At 68.6% G+C, this 14869-nt stretch carries 12 protein-coding genes; 7 read left to right on the top strand and 5 right to left on the bottom strand.

From position 1 onward, the window contains the following. Positions 1 to 99: 99 nt before the first annotated feature. The 3 genes from HC028_RS15965 to HC028_RS15955 form a co-directional block, all read right to left on the bottom strand. Positions 100 to 261, bottom strand: a complete 162-nt coding sequence (locus HC028_RS15965; protein ID WP_168078085.1) for a hypothetical protein — start codon at positions 259 to 261, stop codon at positions 100 to 102. Positions 262 to 580: 319 nt separating this feature from the next. Further along, positions 581 to 931, bottom strand: a complete 351-nt coding sequence (locus tag HC028_RS15960) for a histone-like nucleoid-structuring protein Lsr2 (RefSeq protein ID WP_168078163.1) — start codon at positions 929 to 931, stop codon at positions 581 to 583. Positions 932 to 1225: 294 nt separating this feature from the next. Beyond that, on the bottom strand, positions 1226 to 1429 hold the full coding sequence (locus tag HC028_RS15955; protein ID WP_168078083.1) for a cold-shock protein: 204 nt from the start codon (positions 1427 to 1429) through the stop codon (positions 1226 to 1228). A gap of 392 nt (positions 1430 to 1821) precedes the next feature. Between HC028_RS15955 and HC028_RS15950 the strand changes: the two genes are divergently transcribed. Then, on the top strand, positions 1822 to 2400 hold the full coding sequence (locus tag HC028_RS15950) for a type 1 glutamine amidotransferase domain-containing protein (RefSeq protein ID WP_168078081.1): 579 nt from the start codon (positions 1822 to 1824) through the stop codon (positions 2398 to 2400). A gap of 124 nt (positions 2401 to 2524) precedes the next feature. Continuing rightward, entirely contained in the window at positions 2525 to 3817 is a 1293-nt protein-coding gene (locus HC028_RS15945) for an erythromycin esterase family protein (RefSeq protein ID WP_420850187.1), read from the top strand. A gap of 57 nt (positions 3818 to 3874) precedes the next feature. Here the strand turns inward: HC028_RS15945 and HC028_RS15940 are convergent, their stop codons facing one another. Further along, complete coding sequence (locus tag HC028_RS15940) at positions 3875 to 4462, bottom strand: YflT domain-containing protein (protein ID WP_168078162.1); 588 nt, start codon at positions 4460 to 4462, stop codon at positions 3875 to 3877. Positions 4463 to 4746: 284 nt separating this feature from the next. Between HC028_RS15940 and serA the strand changes: the two genes are divergently transcribed. Together serA and mdlC are read left to right on the top strand one after the other, a co-directional pair. After that, complete coding sequence (gene serA, locus HC028_RS15935) at positions 4747 to 5970, top strand: phosphoglycerate dehydrogenase (protein WP_239075526.1); 1224 nt, start codon at positions 4747 to 4749, stop codon at positions 5968 to 5970. A gap of 114 nt (positions 5971 to 6084) precedes the next feature. After that, a complete protein-coding gene (gene mdlC / locus HC028_RS15930) occupies positions 6085 to 7680 on the top strand; it encodes a benzoylformate decarboxylase (RefSeq protein ID WP_168078077.1) in 1596 nt (531 codons plus the stop codon). 276 nt (positions 7681 to 7956) lie between these two features. Here mdlC and pgm read toward each other — a convergent pair whose 3' ends face one another. Beyond that, positions 7957 to 9627 carry a phosphoglucomutase (alpha-D-glucose-1,6-bisphosphate-dependent) gene (gene pgm / locus HC028_RS15925; protein WP_168078075.1) on the bottom strand — a complete coding sequence of 557 codons (1671 nt, stop codon included), beginning with the start codon at positions 9625 to 9627 and terminating at the stop codon, positions 7957 to 7959. 135 nt (positions 9628 to 9762) lie between these two features. Here pgm and HC028_RS15920 point away from each other — a divergent pair, with 135 nt between their 5' ends. From HC028_RS15920 to HC028_RS15910, 3 genes are all read left to right on the top strand, one after another. Then, complete coding sequence (locus HC028_RS15920) at positions 9763 to 11724, top strand: alpha-1,4-glucan--maltose-1-phosphate maltosyltransferase (protein ID WP_168078073.1); 1962 nt, start codon at positions 9763 to 9765, stop codon at positions 11722 to 11724. A 109-nt stretch (positions 11725 to 11833) separates the two neighbouring features. Further along, on the top strand, positions 11834 to 13537 hold the full coding sequence (gene treS / locus HC028_RS15915; protein ID WP_239075527.1) for a maltose alpha-D-glucosyltransferase: 1704 nt from the start codon (positions 11834 to 11836) through the stop codon (positions 13535 to 13537). After that, a complete protein-coding gene (locus tag HC028_RS15910; RefSeq protein ID WP_203981375.1) occupies positions 13534 to 14868 on the top strand; it encodes a maltokinase N-terminal cap-like domain-containing protein in 1335 nt (444 codons plus the stop codon). The genes treS and HC028_RS15910 overlap by 4 nt, the downstream gene beginning before the upstream one ends. The last annotated feature ends 1 nt before the right edge of the window (position 14869 follow it).

Raw genomic sequence — 14869 nt, 5'->3', positions numbered from 1 at the left:
TGCCCCCTCGTCGACCGGAGCTCCATTAAAAGGCGCGCTACCCGGCCGAAACCGGGCGAAACCTGCAACCTACCGGACCCCCTCAGCGACTCGAACCACTCAGCGGCCGGCCACATTGCCTGGGAAGAGCAGCACAGTGCCGCCGTCCGGCCGGGGGCACTTGTCCACGATCACGAACCGGCATGATCCGAAGTCGAGCAGGTCTCCCGGGCCGACCGGCGCCGGACTGGACAGGCGGCCTTCGCGAAACTGCCCGCGCACCGCTCGGACCGTCTCTTGCCGTTCCCGGTGCGACGCGCGCATATCAGGCCCCGACTGACTCATACGGGGTCATTGTCGCGGTAGGCGGCGGCCCTGAACAGACCGCCATCACAATGGCCTACGTCAATCAAGTCACGGGCCGGGCCACAATGGCCAGGTCACCCAGGCCGGCGATCAGGCCGCCGGTGATATCGAAATCCGCACGAGATCAACCCAGGCGTTTACACACTCGGGCCGGACGCCCGCGAGTGCGGCATCCGGCCCGAGTCAGTTGCGCGGCGGAGAGTTGAATTCCGCCGGAGACTTCGATGGGGGGTGGTCAGTGACCGGCCTCGGCGTGGTACCGATCGACGATCTCCTGCTTGATCCGGCCGCGGTCGGAAACCGCGATGCCCTTGGCCTGAGCCCATTCGCGGATGGCCCGGTTCTGGTCGCGGTCCACCGGCGCGGAACCACGTCCGCGCGGCGCTGCCACTCGCACGACGCCACCGGAGCGGCCGACCTTCGTCCCGGCCGCCACAAAGGGGGCCAGCGCGTCCCGCATTTTCGCGGCGTTGTCCGCGGACAGATCGATCTCGTACTGAACGCCGTCAATAGCAAACTTGACGGTCTCCGCCGCCTCGCCGCCGTCGAGGTCGTCGATCAGCATGTGGATCGTTTTTTTCGCCATCAGAATGGTCCTTCCAAAAACTTGCGGCCCTACCGTCGAGTAACGGTAGCCGCGAAACGGCAACAGCGCAAAGACATGTTTATCGCGCGTCCAATCAGCGCCGCGCAACGGGATATTCATTAGTGACGGCTCCCGTCGCTGCCCGTTTTCCTTCGGTAACCGGCAGTTACCAAAACACGACGATCCCCGCATCGGAAGATGCGGGGATCGAACGCCGGACGGTAACGCCAGGTCAACCGCCTTCGCGCAACCGGTCGTTCATCGGAGCCGGAAAACCGGGCCCCGGTGCACGATTCAGAGGGGGCGGACCTGCTCGGCCTGCGGACCCTTCTGGCCCTGCACGATCTCGAACTCGACCCGCTGGTTCTCCTCCAGCGAACGGTAGCCGTTGGACTGGATGGCGGAGAAGTGGACGAACACGTCGCTGCCGCCCTCGTCCTGGCTGATGAAGCCGAAGCCCTTGTCAGCGTTGAACCACTTCACGGTGCCCTGTGCCATTGCAAACTCCTTGTCAGGCGGGAAGACCTGCACTCGCAGGCCTTGGCCGTCTTGGTCTAGCGGCCCCACATCGCCTGACCCACTGACAGCAGCAACTCAACACCGCGATCCGTCAAACGGCTGCGATTAGGCGAACCACCTACCCAAAAACGTCGCTAACGCTAGCAAGAACATGGAGAAATGCATAGCCGGGGTTCCAGGCTTGCGTGCGACTCACCCACACCGGGGAAAGCGCGACGCCCGACCGGGCACGCGGCAGCCGCCCACGGCGTACGGCCGCCGCGTTCACCTTCACGGGGGCGAGCGCGTCGCCGTAGCCGAACTGGCCGGAGTTTAGGCCCCTCGATCGGCGGTAACCAACCGGTATAGACGTCGAACACGGGAAGGCGAACATGAGCATCAATGGAAAGTCCGTCGCGTTCCTTGTCGCCAAGGAAGGTATCGAACAGGTCGAGCTGACCGAGCCATGGAAGGCGGTCGAGCAGTCGGGCGGAGATGCCCGCCTCATCTCGGTCGAGCCCGGAACAGTACAGGCGTTCAACCACCTCACACCGGCCGACACGTTCAGCGTGGACGAGACCGCGGACGCGGCCCGCGCCGAGGACTACAGCGCGCTCGTCCTGCCGGGCGGCGTCGCCAACGGCGATCTCCTGCGCTGGCAGGAGCCGGCCCGCGACTTCGTACGTCGCTTCGTGGCCACCGGGCGGCCCGTGGCCGTGATCTGCCACGGCGGCTGGGTACTCATCGACGTCGACGCGGTACGCGACCGCCGGGTCACCTCGTGGCCGAGCCTGGCCGTCGACTACCGCAACGCCGGGGCCGAATGGGTCGACGAGCAACTGGTGGTGTGCACGGGCGGGAACTTCCCCCTCATCAGCAGCCGCAAGCCGGACGACCTTCCGGCCTTCTGCCGGGAGCTGGTGTCGCAGGTGAAGAAGGTCAGCGTGGCGACCGCCACCGGCGCGCGCTGACCCGGCGTGGCTGGCCAGTCAGGTTAGCCACCGGAAAGCGGGTTTAGCTGCTCGACAGTGGGTAGTGACACCCCGCCCGAGCATCGACGGAACCTGCCGGCCAGCCATGAGGAGGTGGCCCGACGTGAGGCGTTACACCGACGACATCAGACAACTCGCGGCGCCGCTCACCGACGCCCGCGACCTAGACCCGTTACTGGACCGCGTCGGCGACGCCCGGATCGTCATGCTAGGCGAGGCGAGCCACGGTACGCATGAGTTCTACGCGTGGCGGGCGATCCTTACCCGGCGGCTGATCGAGGAGCGCGGATTCTCGTTCGTCGGCGTGGAGGGTGACTGGCCCGACTGCGACCGGGTCGACCGGTCGGTGCGCTGCCGCGGCGACGCGCCCGACGACCCCCGCGAGGCCCTCGATGCGTTCGAGCGTTGGCCCACCTGGATGTGGGCCAACGAGGAGGTCGTCGACTTCTGCTGCTGGTTGCGCGACCGCAACGTCAACCTGGAGCCGGCAGCGCGGGCCGGCTTCCACGGGCTGGACGTGTACTCACTGTGGGAGTCGATGCGGGAGCTGATCCTCCACCTGCAGGAGCACGACCCCGACAAGGTCGGGATGGCGGTGGACGCCTACCGGTGCTTCGAGCCGTTCGGCGAGGACCCGCAGCGCTACGCCATGGCCACCCGGTTCATACCCATGAGCTGCGAGGAGGACGTCGTCAAGCTGCTGCGGGCGGCGCGGGAGCACGCAGCCGAAGGCGGCGGCGAGGAGTTCGGCGTCTGGCAGAACGCCGAGGTCGTGGCCGGGGCCGAGCGCTACTACCGCGCGATGGTCGCCGGCGGCGCGAACTCGTGGAACGTTCGCGACCAGCACATGATGGACACCCTCGACCGGCTGCTGACGCGCTACGGGCCGGACTCCAAGGCCGTGGTGTGGGCGCACAACACCCATGTCGGCGACGCGCGCGCCACCGACATGACCCGCGCCGGGATGTTCAACATCGGCCAGCTCGGCCGGGAGCGCTACGGGCGGGACAACGTCGTGCTCGTCGGTTTCGGCACGCACCGCGGCACCGTGATGGCCGGCAACGAGTGGGGCGCGCCCATGGAGGTCATGCGGGTACCGATGGCCCGACCTGGCTCGCTCGAGGACGCGCTGCACGCCGACGCGCCACCGCAGGCGCAGTTCGTCTTCCCGCCCGCCGGTGGCCCGCGGCCCCGCCTGCTCACCGACTGGCTCGACCACCGCGCGATCGGCGTGGTCTACCGCCCGAACCGGGAGCACTGGGGCAACTACGTGCCGACCAAGCTCGGTGACCGCTACGACGCGTTCTGCTTCTTCGACGAGACCCGTGCGGTACGGCCGCTGCACGTCTACCGCGTCGAGGCCCAAGAGCCCGAGACGTACCCGGTCGGCGTCTGACCGCGGATCTTCGGGGTGGCTCCCTCGCCGGGACCACCCCGAAGCCGGTACGGGCGGTCAGGGCGTACCGGCGCCGCTGGCTTGCCAGTTCAGGCGGGTCAGCAACTGCCGGGCCTGCTCGGCGTGCTCGGTGTCCACCATGACGGCGTACTGGCCCGCCTCCAGGGCACTGCGGGAGGCGAAGTCACGCCGACCGCCGGTCATGGCGTGCGCGATCGCGCCGAAGGCCGCGCCCCACAGGGCGCCGATGATCAGGCCGGTGAGCAGCAGTGCCCACCACGCGGACACCGTGAAGATGCTCAGCAGCAGACCGATCAGCAGGCCGAACCACGCGCCGGTAGCGGCGCCCGCGAGCGCCGCGCGGCCGGTGGTCATCCGGCCGAGCACCTTTTCGACCAGGCGAAGGTCGGTGCCGACGATGACGGTGTGCTCAACTGGGAACTGGTTGTCGGACAGGTAGTCCACGGCGCGCTGCGCCGGCTCGTACTCCTCGAACGTCGCGACGGTCACCGTCGGGCGCTCGGAGAACGGGCCGGTCACACTGCCACCCGGCGCCGTGGGCACTCCGGCCGGGCCGGCCGGAATGTTCGGGGATCCGGAACCGGGAAGACCCGGCGCCGGACCGTCTGCGGGATTCGACGGCATGGTCACATGTACCTCCCTAGTCCTCCCTCATCGCATTCCCGGATACGCCGGGCGGTAACGCGAGCCGGCCGGTCCAGAGCTCCAGCCCGAACCGGACCAATTCGGCGTTATCGGGCACCGGCTCGCCTCCGGGGCCGGTACCGCCCGGTGCTCAGCAGGGCGCCGGCTACCGTTGAGGCACGCCTTGATCTGCGTGACCACTGCAGGTCTCCCAAAATGTGAGATGCGCCGCTCACGATATGGTCAGTTCCATTTCACCCAGCACTCTGAACTATCCTCGTTGCGTGCTCAAAAACGAACCCGTGCGTACCCTGCTGCTCGAAAACATCCACAAGGATGCGGTCGCCCTGCTGGAATCACAGGGCCACGAGGTCGAAACCATCTCCCGGGCGCTGGACGAGGACGAGCTGATCAAGCGGCTCGACGGCGTGCACCTGCTCGGCATCCGGTCGAAGACGCAGGTCACCGCCAAGGCGCTGGCCGCCGCCCCGGAGCTGCGGGCGATCGGCGCATTCTGCATCGGCACCGACCAGATCGACCTCGGCGAAGCCGCACGCACCGGTATCGCGGTGTTCAACGCCCCGTTCTCCAATACCCGTAGCGTGGTCGAGCTGGCCCTGGCCGAGATCATCGCGCTGACCCGACGGCTGACCGAGAAGAACTCGGCGATGCACGCCGGCGTGTGGAACAAGGACGCGGCGGGCAGCCACGAGGTGCGCGGGCGCACGCTGGGCATCGTCGGCTACGGCAACATCGGCACCCAGCTGTCCGTGCTCGCCGAGAACCTGGGCATGCGGGTCGTCTTCTACGACACGGCCGACAAGCTGGCGCTGGGCAACGCGCACCGCTGCGCGACCCTCGACGAGCTGCTCGAGCTGTCCGACGTGGTCACGCTGCACGTGGACGGCCGGCCCGGCAACAGCGGCTTCTTCGGCGAGGAGCAGTTCGCCCGCATGCGCCCGGGCAGCCTGTTCCTCAACCTCAGCCGTGGCTTCGTGATCGACCACACCGCCCTGCGCCGCTACCTCGACTCCGGCCACCTCGGCGGCGCCGCGGTCGACGTCTTCCCCACCGAGCCCAAGGGGCGCGGCGACGAGTTCCGCTCCGAGCTGCGCGGCCTGCCCAACGTGATCCTCACCCCGCACATCGGCGGCTCGACCGAGGAGGCTCAGGCCGACATCGGCTCGTTCGTCGCCGAGAAGCTGCACCGGTACGTCGTCGATGGCACCACGACGCTCAGCGTCAACCTCCCCACGCTGGCGCTGCCGCTGCAGCCCGGCAACCACCGGCTGGCGCACGTGCACCACAACGTTCCGGGTGTGCTCGCCGAGGTCAACAGCATCCTGGCCGCGCACTCCGTCAACATCGAGGGCCAGCTGCTCGGCACCCGCGGCGAGGTCGGCTACCTGCTCACCGACATCGGCCAGGACTACACCGAAGACGTGCTGACCAAGCTGCGCGGCATGCCCCAGACCATCCGACTGCGGGTGCTCCCCTGGCTGACCTGATCAGGTGAGGTCGCGGGATTGAGTCCCGCGGATCGCGAGTGAAGAAACCCCCCTGGGTCATAAAGGGGAAGAGGCTCGGCGAAAGCCTCACCCGCGACCCAGGGGGGGTTCTTCATGGCTACGGTCCGCGAGGTCACCTACGACCTGCTTCGCGATCTCGGTATGACCACCGTCTTCGGTAACCCCGGCTCCACCGAGGAGCCGTTTCTCGAGCGGTTCCCGTCCGACTTCACGTACGTGCTCGCGCTGCAGGAGGCCTCGGCGGTTGCGATGGCCGACGGGTACGCACAGGTGACCGGGAAGCCTGCGCACGTCAACCTGCACACCACGCCGGGCGTCGGCAACGGGATGGGCAACCTCGCCACCGCCTGGCACAACCGGACACCGCTCATCGTGTCGTCCGGACAGCAGCACCGCGACATGCTCCGGCTCGAACCACTGCTGACCAACCGGTACGCGCACCTCCTGCCCATGCCGTACGTGAAGTGGAGCTACGAGCCGGCGCGCGCCCAGGACGTCCCAGCGGCGTTCATGCAGGCGTACGCTCTTGCCGTGCAGCCGCCTTCCGGCCCGGTCTTCCTGTCCATCCCGATGGACGACTGGGAGCAGCCGGCCGACGGCGCCCCGGCGCGGCGGAAGGTCAGTGCGCGCATCGCCGCCGAGCCCGACATGCTGCGCGAGTTCGTCGACGCGCTGGCCGGCGCACGTAACCCCGCGATCGTGTTCGGCGGTGGCGTCGACCGTGCCGGCGGCTGGGACGACGCGGTGCGGCTCGCGGAGAAGCTGCGCGCGCCGGTGTGGTCAGCGCCCTGGTCAATGCGTGCCAGTTTCCCCGAGGACCACCCCCAGTACCAGGGGATGCTGCCGCCGGCGATCGGGCCGGTCACCGAGACGCTGCAGGGCCACGACCTCATACTGGTGATCGGCGCCCCGGTGTTCCGGTACTACCCGTACGTTCCCGGCCAGTACCTGCCCGAAGGCACCCGACTGCTGCACGTCACCGACGACCCGGACGAAGCGGCGCGCGCGCCCGTGGGCGACAGTCTCCTGGCCGACCCCGCCCTGGCCTGCGCCGCGCTCGCCGAGCAGCTCCCAGCGTCGGACCGGTCGGGTCCGCAGCCGCAATCGGCCCCGTCCGAGCCCGAGATGACCACTCCCCTGTCGCCGGACGCGCTGTACGCCACGCTCGCCCGCGTGTGGCCCGAGGACGGCATCCTGGTGGAGGAGAGCCCGTCGAACATGAAGGCGCTCAAGCAGTACCTGCGCATCAAGCGTCCGGCGTCCTTCTTCACCGCGTCGAGCGGCGGGCTGGGGTACGCGCTCCCGGCGTCGGTCGGGATCGCCCTGGGCGAGCGGCACACCGGCCGGCGCCGGCCGGTGGTCGGGGTCATCGGCGAGGGCTCGTTCCAGTACTCGATCCAGGCGCTGTACACGGCCGCGCAGCACCGCCTGCCTGTGGTCTTCGTGGTGCCGTTCAACGAGGAGTACGCCATCCTGAAGGCGTTCGCCGAGTTCGAGCACACCCCGGGCGTGCCCGGTCTGGACCTGCCCGGCCTGGACATTCCGACGATCGCACGTGGGTACGGCTGCCAGAGCCAACGGGTCGAGTCGGCCGACGCGCTCGCCGACGCGCTCGGCGCGGCGACGAAGGCCGAAGGGCCGACGGTCCTCGCGGTGCCGATCACCAAGAAGGTGCCGGCCCTGATCTGACACATCAACTGATCACCGAGAGTTTTCGGGGCATCGCGCCCGAAAACTCTCGGTGATCATTGAGAATTCAGGTATGGGCATTGGTCGAGCAATCGGGGCAGCAACCGGAATCCTGGTGCTCGCAGCGGCGTGCTGGCTGACGTTCTGGGCGACGATGAGCGATAAGGCGATCAACTCGGTCGGCGTGGGCGGCATGTTCGCCAGCGCATCATCGCGGCGCTGCCGGCGACGGCCGACGTCACCCGCGAGGCTCTCAGCACGCTGCGGAAGTAGCCGTCAAGCGCGCTCCAGCACCTCCGACACGAGCGCCCGGGCCTCGTCCTGAACCTGCGCCAGGTGCTCCGGTCCCCGGAACGACTCGGCGTAGATCTTGTAAACGTCCTCGGTACCGGACGGGCGCGCCGCGAACCATCCGGACTCGGTGGCCACCTTCAGCCCGCCGATGGCCGCGCCGTTGCCGGGCGCGGCCGTCAGGGTGGCCGTGATGAGCTCGCCGGCCAGGGTCGTCGCCTTCACCTGATCGGGTGACAACTTGCCGAGGACGGCCTTCTCCTCGCGGGTCGCCGGGGCGTCGATCCGGGCGTACGCCGGGTCGCCGAAGCGGGCGACCAGGTCGGCGTAGTGCTGGCTGGGCGTACGCCCGGTCACCGCAGTGATCTCCGAGGCCAGCAGGCACATGATGATGCCGTCCTTGTCGGTGGTCCAGACGCTGCCGTCGCGGCGCAGGAACGACGCGCCCGCGCTCTCCTCGCCGCCGAAGGCGACGGAGCCGTCGAGCAGCCCGGGCACGAACCACTTGAAGCCGACCGGCACCTCCAGTAGCGGGCGGCCGAGGTCGGCGGCCACCCGGTCGATCATCGACGAGGAGACCAGCGTCTTGCCGACGGCCGCGTCCGCGGGCCACTCGCCGCGGTTGCGAAACAGGTAGTCGATCGCGACGGCCAGGTAGTGGTTGGGGTTCATCAGCCCCGCGTCCGGGGTGACGATCCCGTGCCGGTCGGCGTCGGCGTCGTTGCCGGTCGCGATCTGGTACTCCGCTCGCCTGTCGATCAGCGAGGCCATCGCGTACGGGGACGAGCAGTCCATGCGAATCTTGCCGTCCCAGTCCAGTGTCATGAACCGGAACGTCGGGTCGACCTCCGGGTTGACCACGGACAGGTTCAGCCCGTGCCGGGACGCGATCTCCGCCCAGTACGCGACGCTGGCGCCGCCGAGCGGGTCGGCGCCGATGCGCACGCCCGCCGAGCGGATCGCCTCGAGGTCCACGACCGAGGGAAGATCGTCGACGTACGCTCCCAGGAAGTCGTACGGCTGCGTCGTGTCCGCCGCCCGGGCACGGGCGTACGGGATGCGCCGTACGCCCCGCAGCCCGCCGGCGATCAGTTCGTTGGCCCGGTCCTGGATCCACCGGGTGGCATCGGTGCCGGCCGGCCCGCCGTGCGGGGGGTTGTACTTGAAGCCCCCATCCTCGGGCGGGTTGTGGGACGGCGTGACGACGACGCCGTCGGCAAGCCCGGACCCGGGGCCGGAAACAGAGCCCGAGGTCCGTCCGCGGTTGTGCGTCAGGATCGCGTGCGACACCGCCGGCGTCGGCGTGTAGCCGTCCCGGCTGTCAACAAGCACGGTGACCCCGTTGGCAGCGAACACCTCCAGCGCACTCACCGTCGCGGGGTACGACAGGGCGTGCGTGTCGCGGCCGAGGAACAGCGGCCCATCGGTGCCCTGCTCCCGGCGGTACTCACAGATCGCCTGCGCGATCGCCACGATGTGGTCTTCGTTGAACGCGCACGTGAAGCTCGATCCACGGTGGCCGGAGGTGCCGAACGCCACGCGCTGCGCGGGCGAGGCCGGATCCGGGTGCTCGGCGTAGTAGGCCGTGATGAGGCGGGGCACGTCGACGAGGTCTTCAGGCCGGGCGGGCTGACCGGCACGGGGGTGGACCGACATGGATGAGCCTCCTCACGGGGCGCACGACTGGACCGTCGGGAATGACCTGCCCAGGACCCGAACTGATCGAACCTGACCGAGATGATTCTCATCCCGACCGAGCCGATTCGCTGTCAAGTGGATAACGTAACAATCATGGCCGGACGGTTTTTCATCGAGGATGTCGCGCCCTCCGTGGCGTGCGGGCGCTACCCGGCGAAGGCGGTCGTCGGTGAACTGGTGCCGGTGGCGGCCCGGTGCTACCGCGAAGGTCACCAAGCGCTCGGGTGCAACGTCGTCCTGGAGAGCCCGGACGGCCAGCAGGGGCCGTTCACCCGGATGCAGCCCGGTGACGACGACATGTGGCATGCGACCGTCCGACCCGAGGCGATCGGCTTCTGGAGCTTCCGGATCGAGGCGTTCGACGATCCGTACCTGTACTGGCGGTCCTCGATCCTGAAGAAGATCGACGCTGGTCAGGGCGTCGAGGACCTCGGCAACGACCTCGCCGAGGGCGCCGAGATCCTGGAGCGGGCCGCGGGAGGAGTCCCCGAGTCCTCGCAGTCCCAGGTCCTCGAAGCGGTGGCCGCGCTGCGCAAGCAGGACGCCCCGCTGTACGAGCGGGTCTCCCCCGCGCTGTCGCTGGCCGACCTCCTCTGGCAGTACCCAGTCCGGCAACTGGTCACGGGCAGTGAGCCGTACCGGATCTGGGTGGATCGACAGCGGGCGCTCTTCTCGTCGTGGTACGAGTTCTTTCCCCGCTCCGAGGGCGCCGAGGTGACCGACGAGGGCCGGCCGATCCGGCACGGCACGTTCGAAACCGCTACCCGGCGGCTGCCCGAGGTCGCGAGGATGGGCTTCGATGTGCTGTACCTGCCGCCGATCCACCCGATCGGTCGGGTCAACCGAAAGGGGCGCAACAACGCGCTCGTCGCCTCCGACGGCGACGTAGGCTCGCCGTGGGCGATCGGCTCGGGCGAGGGCGGGCACGACGCGATCCATCCGGAGCTGGGCACGCTCGAGGACTTCCGGAGGTTCATCGAGGCGGCGCGTGAGCACGGCCTCGAGGTCGCGATGGACCTCGCGCTGCAGACCGCACCGGACCATCCATGGGTCACCGAGCACCCGGAGTGGTTCACCACCAAGCCGGACGGGACCATCGCGTACGCCGAGAACCCGCCGAAGAAGTATCAGGACATCTACCCGCTCAACTTCGACAACGACCCGGAGGGCATCCGCACGGAGATCCTGCGGGTCGTGCTGCACTGGATGAACCAGGGCATCAAGATCTTCCGGGTCGACAACCCGCACACCAAGCCGTTCGACTTCTGGCACTGGCTGATCTGGAAGGTCAAGGAGACCGATCCGGACGTGCTGTTCCTGGCCGAGGCGTTCACCCGGCCGGCCGTGATGCACGGGCTCGGAAAGGTCGGCTTCACCCAGTCGTACACCTACTTCACCTGGCGCACGAACGCCCGGGAGATGCGGGAGTACTGCGAGGAGTTGGTCCGGGCGGCCGACTACATGCGGCCCAACTTCTGGCCCAACACCCCGGACATCCTCCACGAGACCCTGCAGCACGGCGGCCCGCCGATGTTCAAGATCCGGGCGATCCTGGCCAGCATGCTGTCCCCATCGTGGGGCATGTACGCCGGCTTCGAACTCTTCGAGCACATCGCCCGGCCCGGCGCCGAGGAGTACCTGGACAACGAGAAGTACCAGTTGCGCCCCCGGGACTGGGCTGCGGCCGAGGCCGAGGATCGGTCACTGGCCCCGTTCATCGCACGGCTCAACGAGATCCGCCGGGCCAACCCGGCCCTGCACTGGCTGCGTAACCTCTACTTCCACGACATCGACAACGATGCCCTGTTGTGCTGGTCGAAGCGTGACCCGGACTCCGGCAACACGGTGCTCGTCGTGTGTACGTTCGACGCCGGCAACGTGCACTGGGGCAATACGACCCTCGACATGCCGGCGCTGGGCCTGGACTGGCACGAGCGGTTCACCGCGCGCGACGAGTTGACCGGCACGGAGTACGACTGGGGACAGCACAACGCGGTCCGCATCGACCCGTACCTGCAACCGGCGCACGTCTTCTCGGTTCATCGCCGCGATTAGTCACGATCAACGTTTAGTAGCAAGTTGTACGCGGGTAGGTAAAAAAACTATGGAAGCGGCGCAGCACACTCTAGACCCGGCTGAAGGAAGTCACGTCGCTTCCGATGGAGTGGTCGAACATCCGACGGCGGACGACTTCGGCCACGCCCGGATCCTGCCGACCGACCCGACCTGGTTCAAGCGGGCGGTCTTCTACGAGGTGCTCGTCCGGGCCTTCCACGACTCCAACGCCGACGGCCTGGGTGACCTGCGCGGGCTCATCGAACGGCTGGACTACCTGCAGTGGCTCGGCGTCGACTGCCTCTGGCTGCCGCCGTTCTACGACTCGCCGCTGCGCGACGGCGGCTACGACATCCGCGACTTCTACAAGGTGCTGCCGGAGTTCGGCACCGTCGAGGACGTCGTGGCCCTGCTCGACGCGGCGCACCGGCGCGGCATCCGGGTCATCACCGACCTGGTGATGAACCACACCTCCGACCAGCACCCCTGGTTCCAGGAGTCGCGCCGCGACCCGACCGGCCCCTACGGTGACTACTACGTCTGGAGCGACACCGACAAGAAGTACGACGAGGCCCGGGTCATCTTCGTCGACACCGAGGAGTCCAACTGGACGTTCGACCCGGTGCGCAAGCAGTTCTACTGGCACCGGTTCTTCCACCACCAGCCCGACCTCAACTACGCCAACCCGGCGGTCCAGCAGGAGATGCTCAACGTCCTGCGGTTCTGGCTCGACCTGGGCATCGACGGGTTCCGGCTCGACGCGGTGCCGTACCTGTTCGAGGCCGAGGGCACCAACTGCGAGAACCTGCCGGAGACCCACGCGTTCCTCAAGAACTGCCGCAAGGTCATCGACGACGAGTACCCGGGCCGGGTGCTGCTCGCCGAGGCCAACCAGTGGCCGGCCGACGTGGTGGAGTACTTCGGCGACCCGGAGACCGGTGGCGACGAGTGCCACATGGCGTTCCACTTCCCGCTCATGCCGCGCATCTTCATGGCGGTCCGCCGCGAGTCCCGCTTCCCGATCTCCGAGGTCATCGCGCAGACGCCGGCGATCCCGGAGACCTGCCAGTGGGGCATCTTCCTGCGTAACCACGACGAGTTGACGCTCGAGATGGTCACCGACGAAGAGCGCGACTACATGTACGCGGAGTACGCCAAGGACCCGCGGATGAAGGCGAACGTCGGCATCCGCCGGCGGCTGGCCCCGCTGCTGGAGAACGACCGCAACCAGATCGAACTGTTCACCGCGCTCCTGCTGTCGCTGCCCGGCTCCCCGGTGCTGTACTACGGCGACGAGATCGGCATGGGTGACAACATCTGGCTCGGCGACCGCGACGGCGTACGCACGCCGATGCAGTGGACCCCCGACCGCAACGCCGGGTTCTCCCGGGCCAACCCCGGCCGGCTCTACCTTCCGGTCGTCCAGGATCCGGTGTACGGCTACCAGGCCGTCAACGTGGAGGCCCAGCGCGACAGCGGCCCGTCGGTACTGAACTGGACCCGCACCATGCTCGCGGCGCGCCGCAGGCACGAGGCGTTCGCCCTGGGCACGTTCCACGACCTCGGCGGCTCCAACCCCACCGTCCTGGCCTTCATCCGTGAGCACGGCGACGACGTGGTGCTGTGCGTGAACAACCTGTCCCGCTTCCCCCAACCCATCGAACTTCCCCTGCAGCAGTGGGCCGGCTATCGCCCCATCGAGTTGCTCGGACGGGTGCCGTTCCCGCGCGTCGGACAGCTGCCGTACCTGCTCACCCTGCCCGGACACGGGTTCTACTGGTTCCAGCTGTGCGGCCCCGAGGAGAACGAATGACTCCCGTCGAGGACATGATGGCCCTGCCGTTCGCGGACTGGCTGCCGCACCAACGCTGGTTCGCCGGCCGCAACCGCACGCTGACCGGCGCCCGGCCGGCGAAGGTGACCCGCCTGCACGACGACCTCGACCACCTTCTGCTCGATGTCTCGTACGCCGACGGCGGCACCGAGCGCTACCAGGTCTTCGTCGGCTGGGACCGCACGCCGCTGGCCGAGTATGCCCAGGTGGCCCTGATCGGTGCGCACGGCGAACGCACCGCCTACGACGCGCTCTACGACGAGGAGTCGGCGCGCCGACTGCTCGCGATGATTGCCGTCAATGCGGTCGTGGACGACCTGCGCTTCGGCGCCGAGCCCGGTGCGCAGCTACCGCTCGACGCGCCCGCCCGGGTGTCCGACGCGGAGCAGACCAACACCAGCGTCGTGTACGACGGTGCGGCGCTGCTGAAGGTCTTCCGCCGGGCGACCCCCGGGATCAACCCCGACCTCGAACTCAACCGGGTGCTCGCCCGGGCCGGCTGCGTCCACGTCGCACGGTTGCTGGGAGCGATCGAAACCACCGACGACGATCGCCAGCCCGTGTCCCTCGGCATGGTGACCGAGTACGCGGAGAACTCCGCCGAAGGCTGGGCGATGGCCACCGCGAGCGTGCGGGACCTGTTCGCAGAGGCCGACCTGCACCCCGACGAGGTGGGCGGCGACTTCGCCGCCGAGTCGTGCCGGCTCGGCGAGGCGGTCGCGGCGGTACACCGGACCCTCGCGAAGGAGTTGGGCACGCACGCCGCGCCGCCGCCGACCGACGCGATGATCTCCCGGCTCACCGCCACCGCCACCGAGGTGCCGGAGCTCTCGCCGTACGTGTCGGCGATCGCCGACACGTTCCGCGAGGCCGGCGCGAGCGAGGTCGCCGTCCAGCGCATCCACGGTGACCTCCACCTGGGCCAGGTGCTGCGGACACCGCGGGCGTGGCTGCTGATCGACTTCGAGGGCGAGCCGGGCAAGCCGATCGAGGAGCGGCGCCGCCCCGACTCCCCGCTGCGCGACATCGCCGGCATGCTGCGCTCGTACGAGTACGCCGCGTACCAGATGCTCGTCGACGAGCCGGGCAACACCCAGCTCGCGCGCCGGGCACGGGAGTGGATCGACCGCAACCGGACGGCGTTCTGCGACGGGTACGCGAGCACCGCCGGCTTCGACCCGCGCGACCAGCAGGCGCTGCTGTGCGCGTACGAGCTGGACAAGGCCGTCTACGAGGTGGCGTACGAGGCCCGGCACCGCCCCACCTGGCTGCGGATACCGTTGCAAGCGATCGAACGGATCGTCGGCTAGC

It is taken from the genome of Planosporangium flavigriseum (assembly GCF_011947225.1).
GTDB lineage: Bacteria > Actinomycetota > Actinomycetes > Mycobacteriales > Micromonosporaceae > Planosporangium > Planosporangium flavigriseum.
The sequence above is the reverse complement of the archived record's forward strand: the minus strand, read 5'-3'. Positions and strand labels throughout refer to the sequence as shown.

Coding starts and splice junctions, on each gene's coding strand:
- HC028_RS15940 (WP_168078162.1), bottom strand. CDS start 4,462: ATGCCGTCGAATCCCGCAGACGGTCCGGCGCCGGGTCTTCCCGGTTCC.
- HC028_RS15950 (WP_168078081.1), top strand. CDS start 1,822: ATGAGCATCAATGGAAAGTCCGTCGCGTTCCTTGTCGCCAAGGAAGGT.
- HC028_RS15955 (WP_168078083.1), bottom strand. CDS start 1,429: ATGGCACAGGGCACCGTGAAGTGGTTCAACGCTGACAAGGGCTTCGGC.
- mdlC (WP_168078077.1), top strand. CDS start 6,085: ATGGCTACGGTCCGCGAGGTCACCTACGACCTGCTTCGCGATCTCGGT.
- pgm (WP_168078075.1), bottom strand. CDS start 9,627: ATGTCGGTCCACCCCCGTGCCGGTCAGCCCGCCCGGCCTGAAGACCTC.
- HC028_RS15960 (WP_168078163.1), bottom strand. CDS start 931: ATGGCGAAAAAAACGATCCACATGCTGATCGACGACCTCGACGGCGGC.
- HC028_RS15910 (WP_203981375.1), top strand. CDS start 13,534: ATGACTCCCGTCGAGGACATGATGGCCCTGCCGTTCGCGGACTGGCTG.
- HC028_RS15920 (WP_168078073.1), top strand. CDS start 9,763: ATGGCCGGACGGTTTTTCATCGAGGATGTCGCGCCCTCCGTGGCGTGC.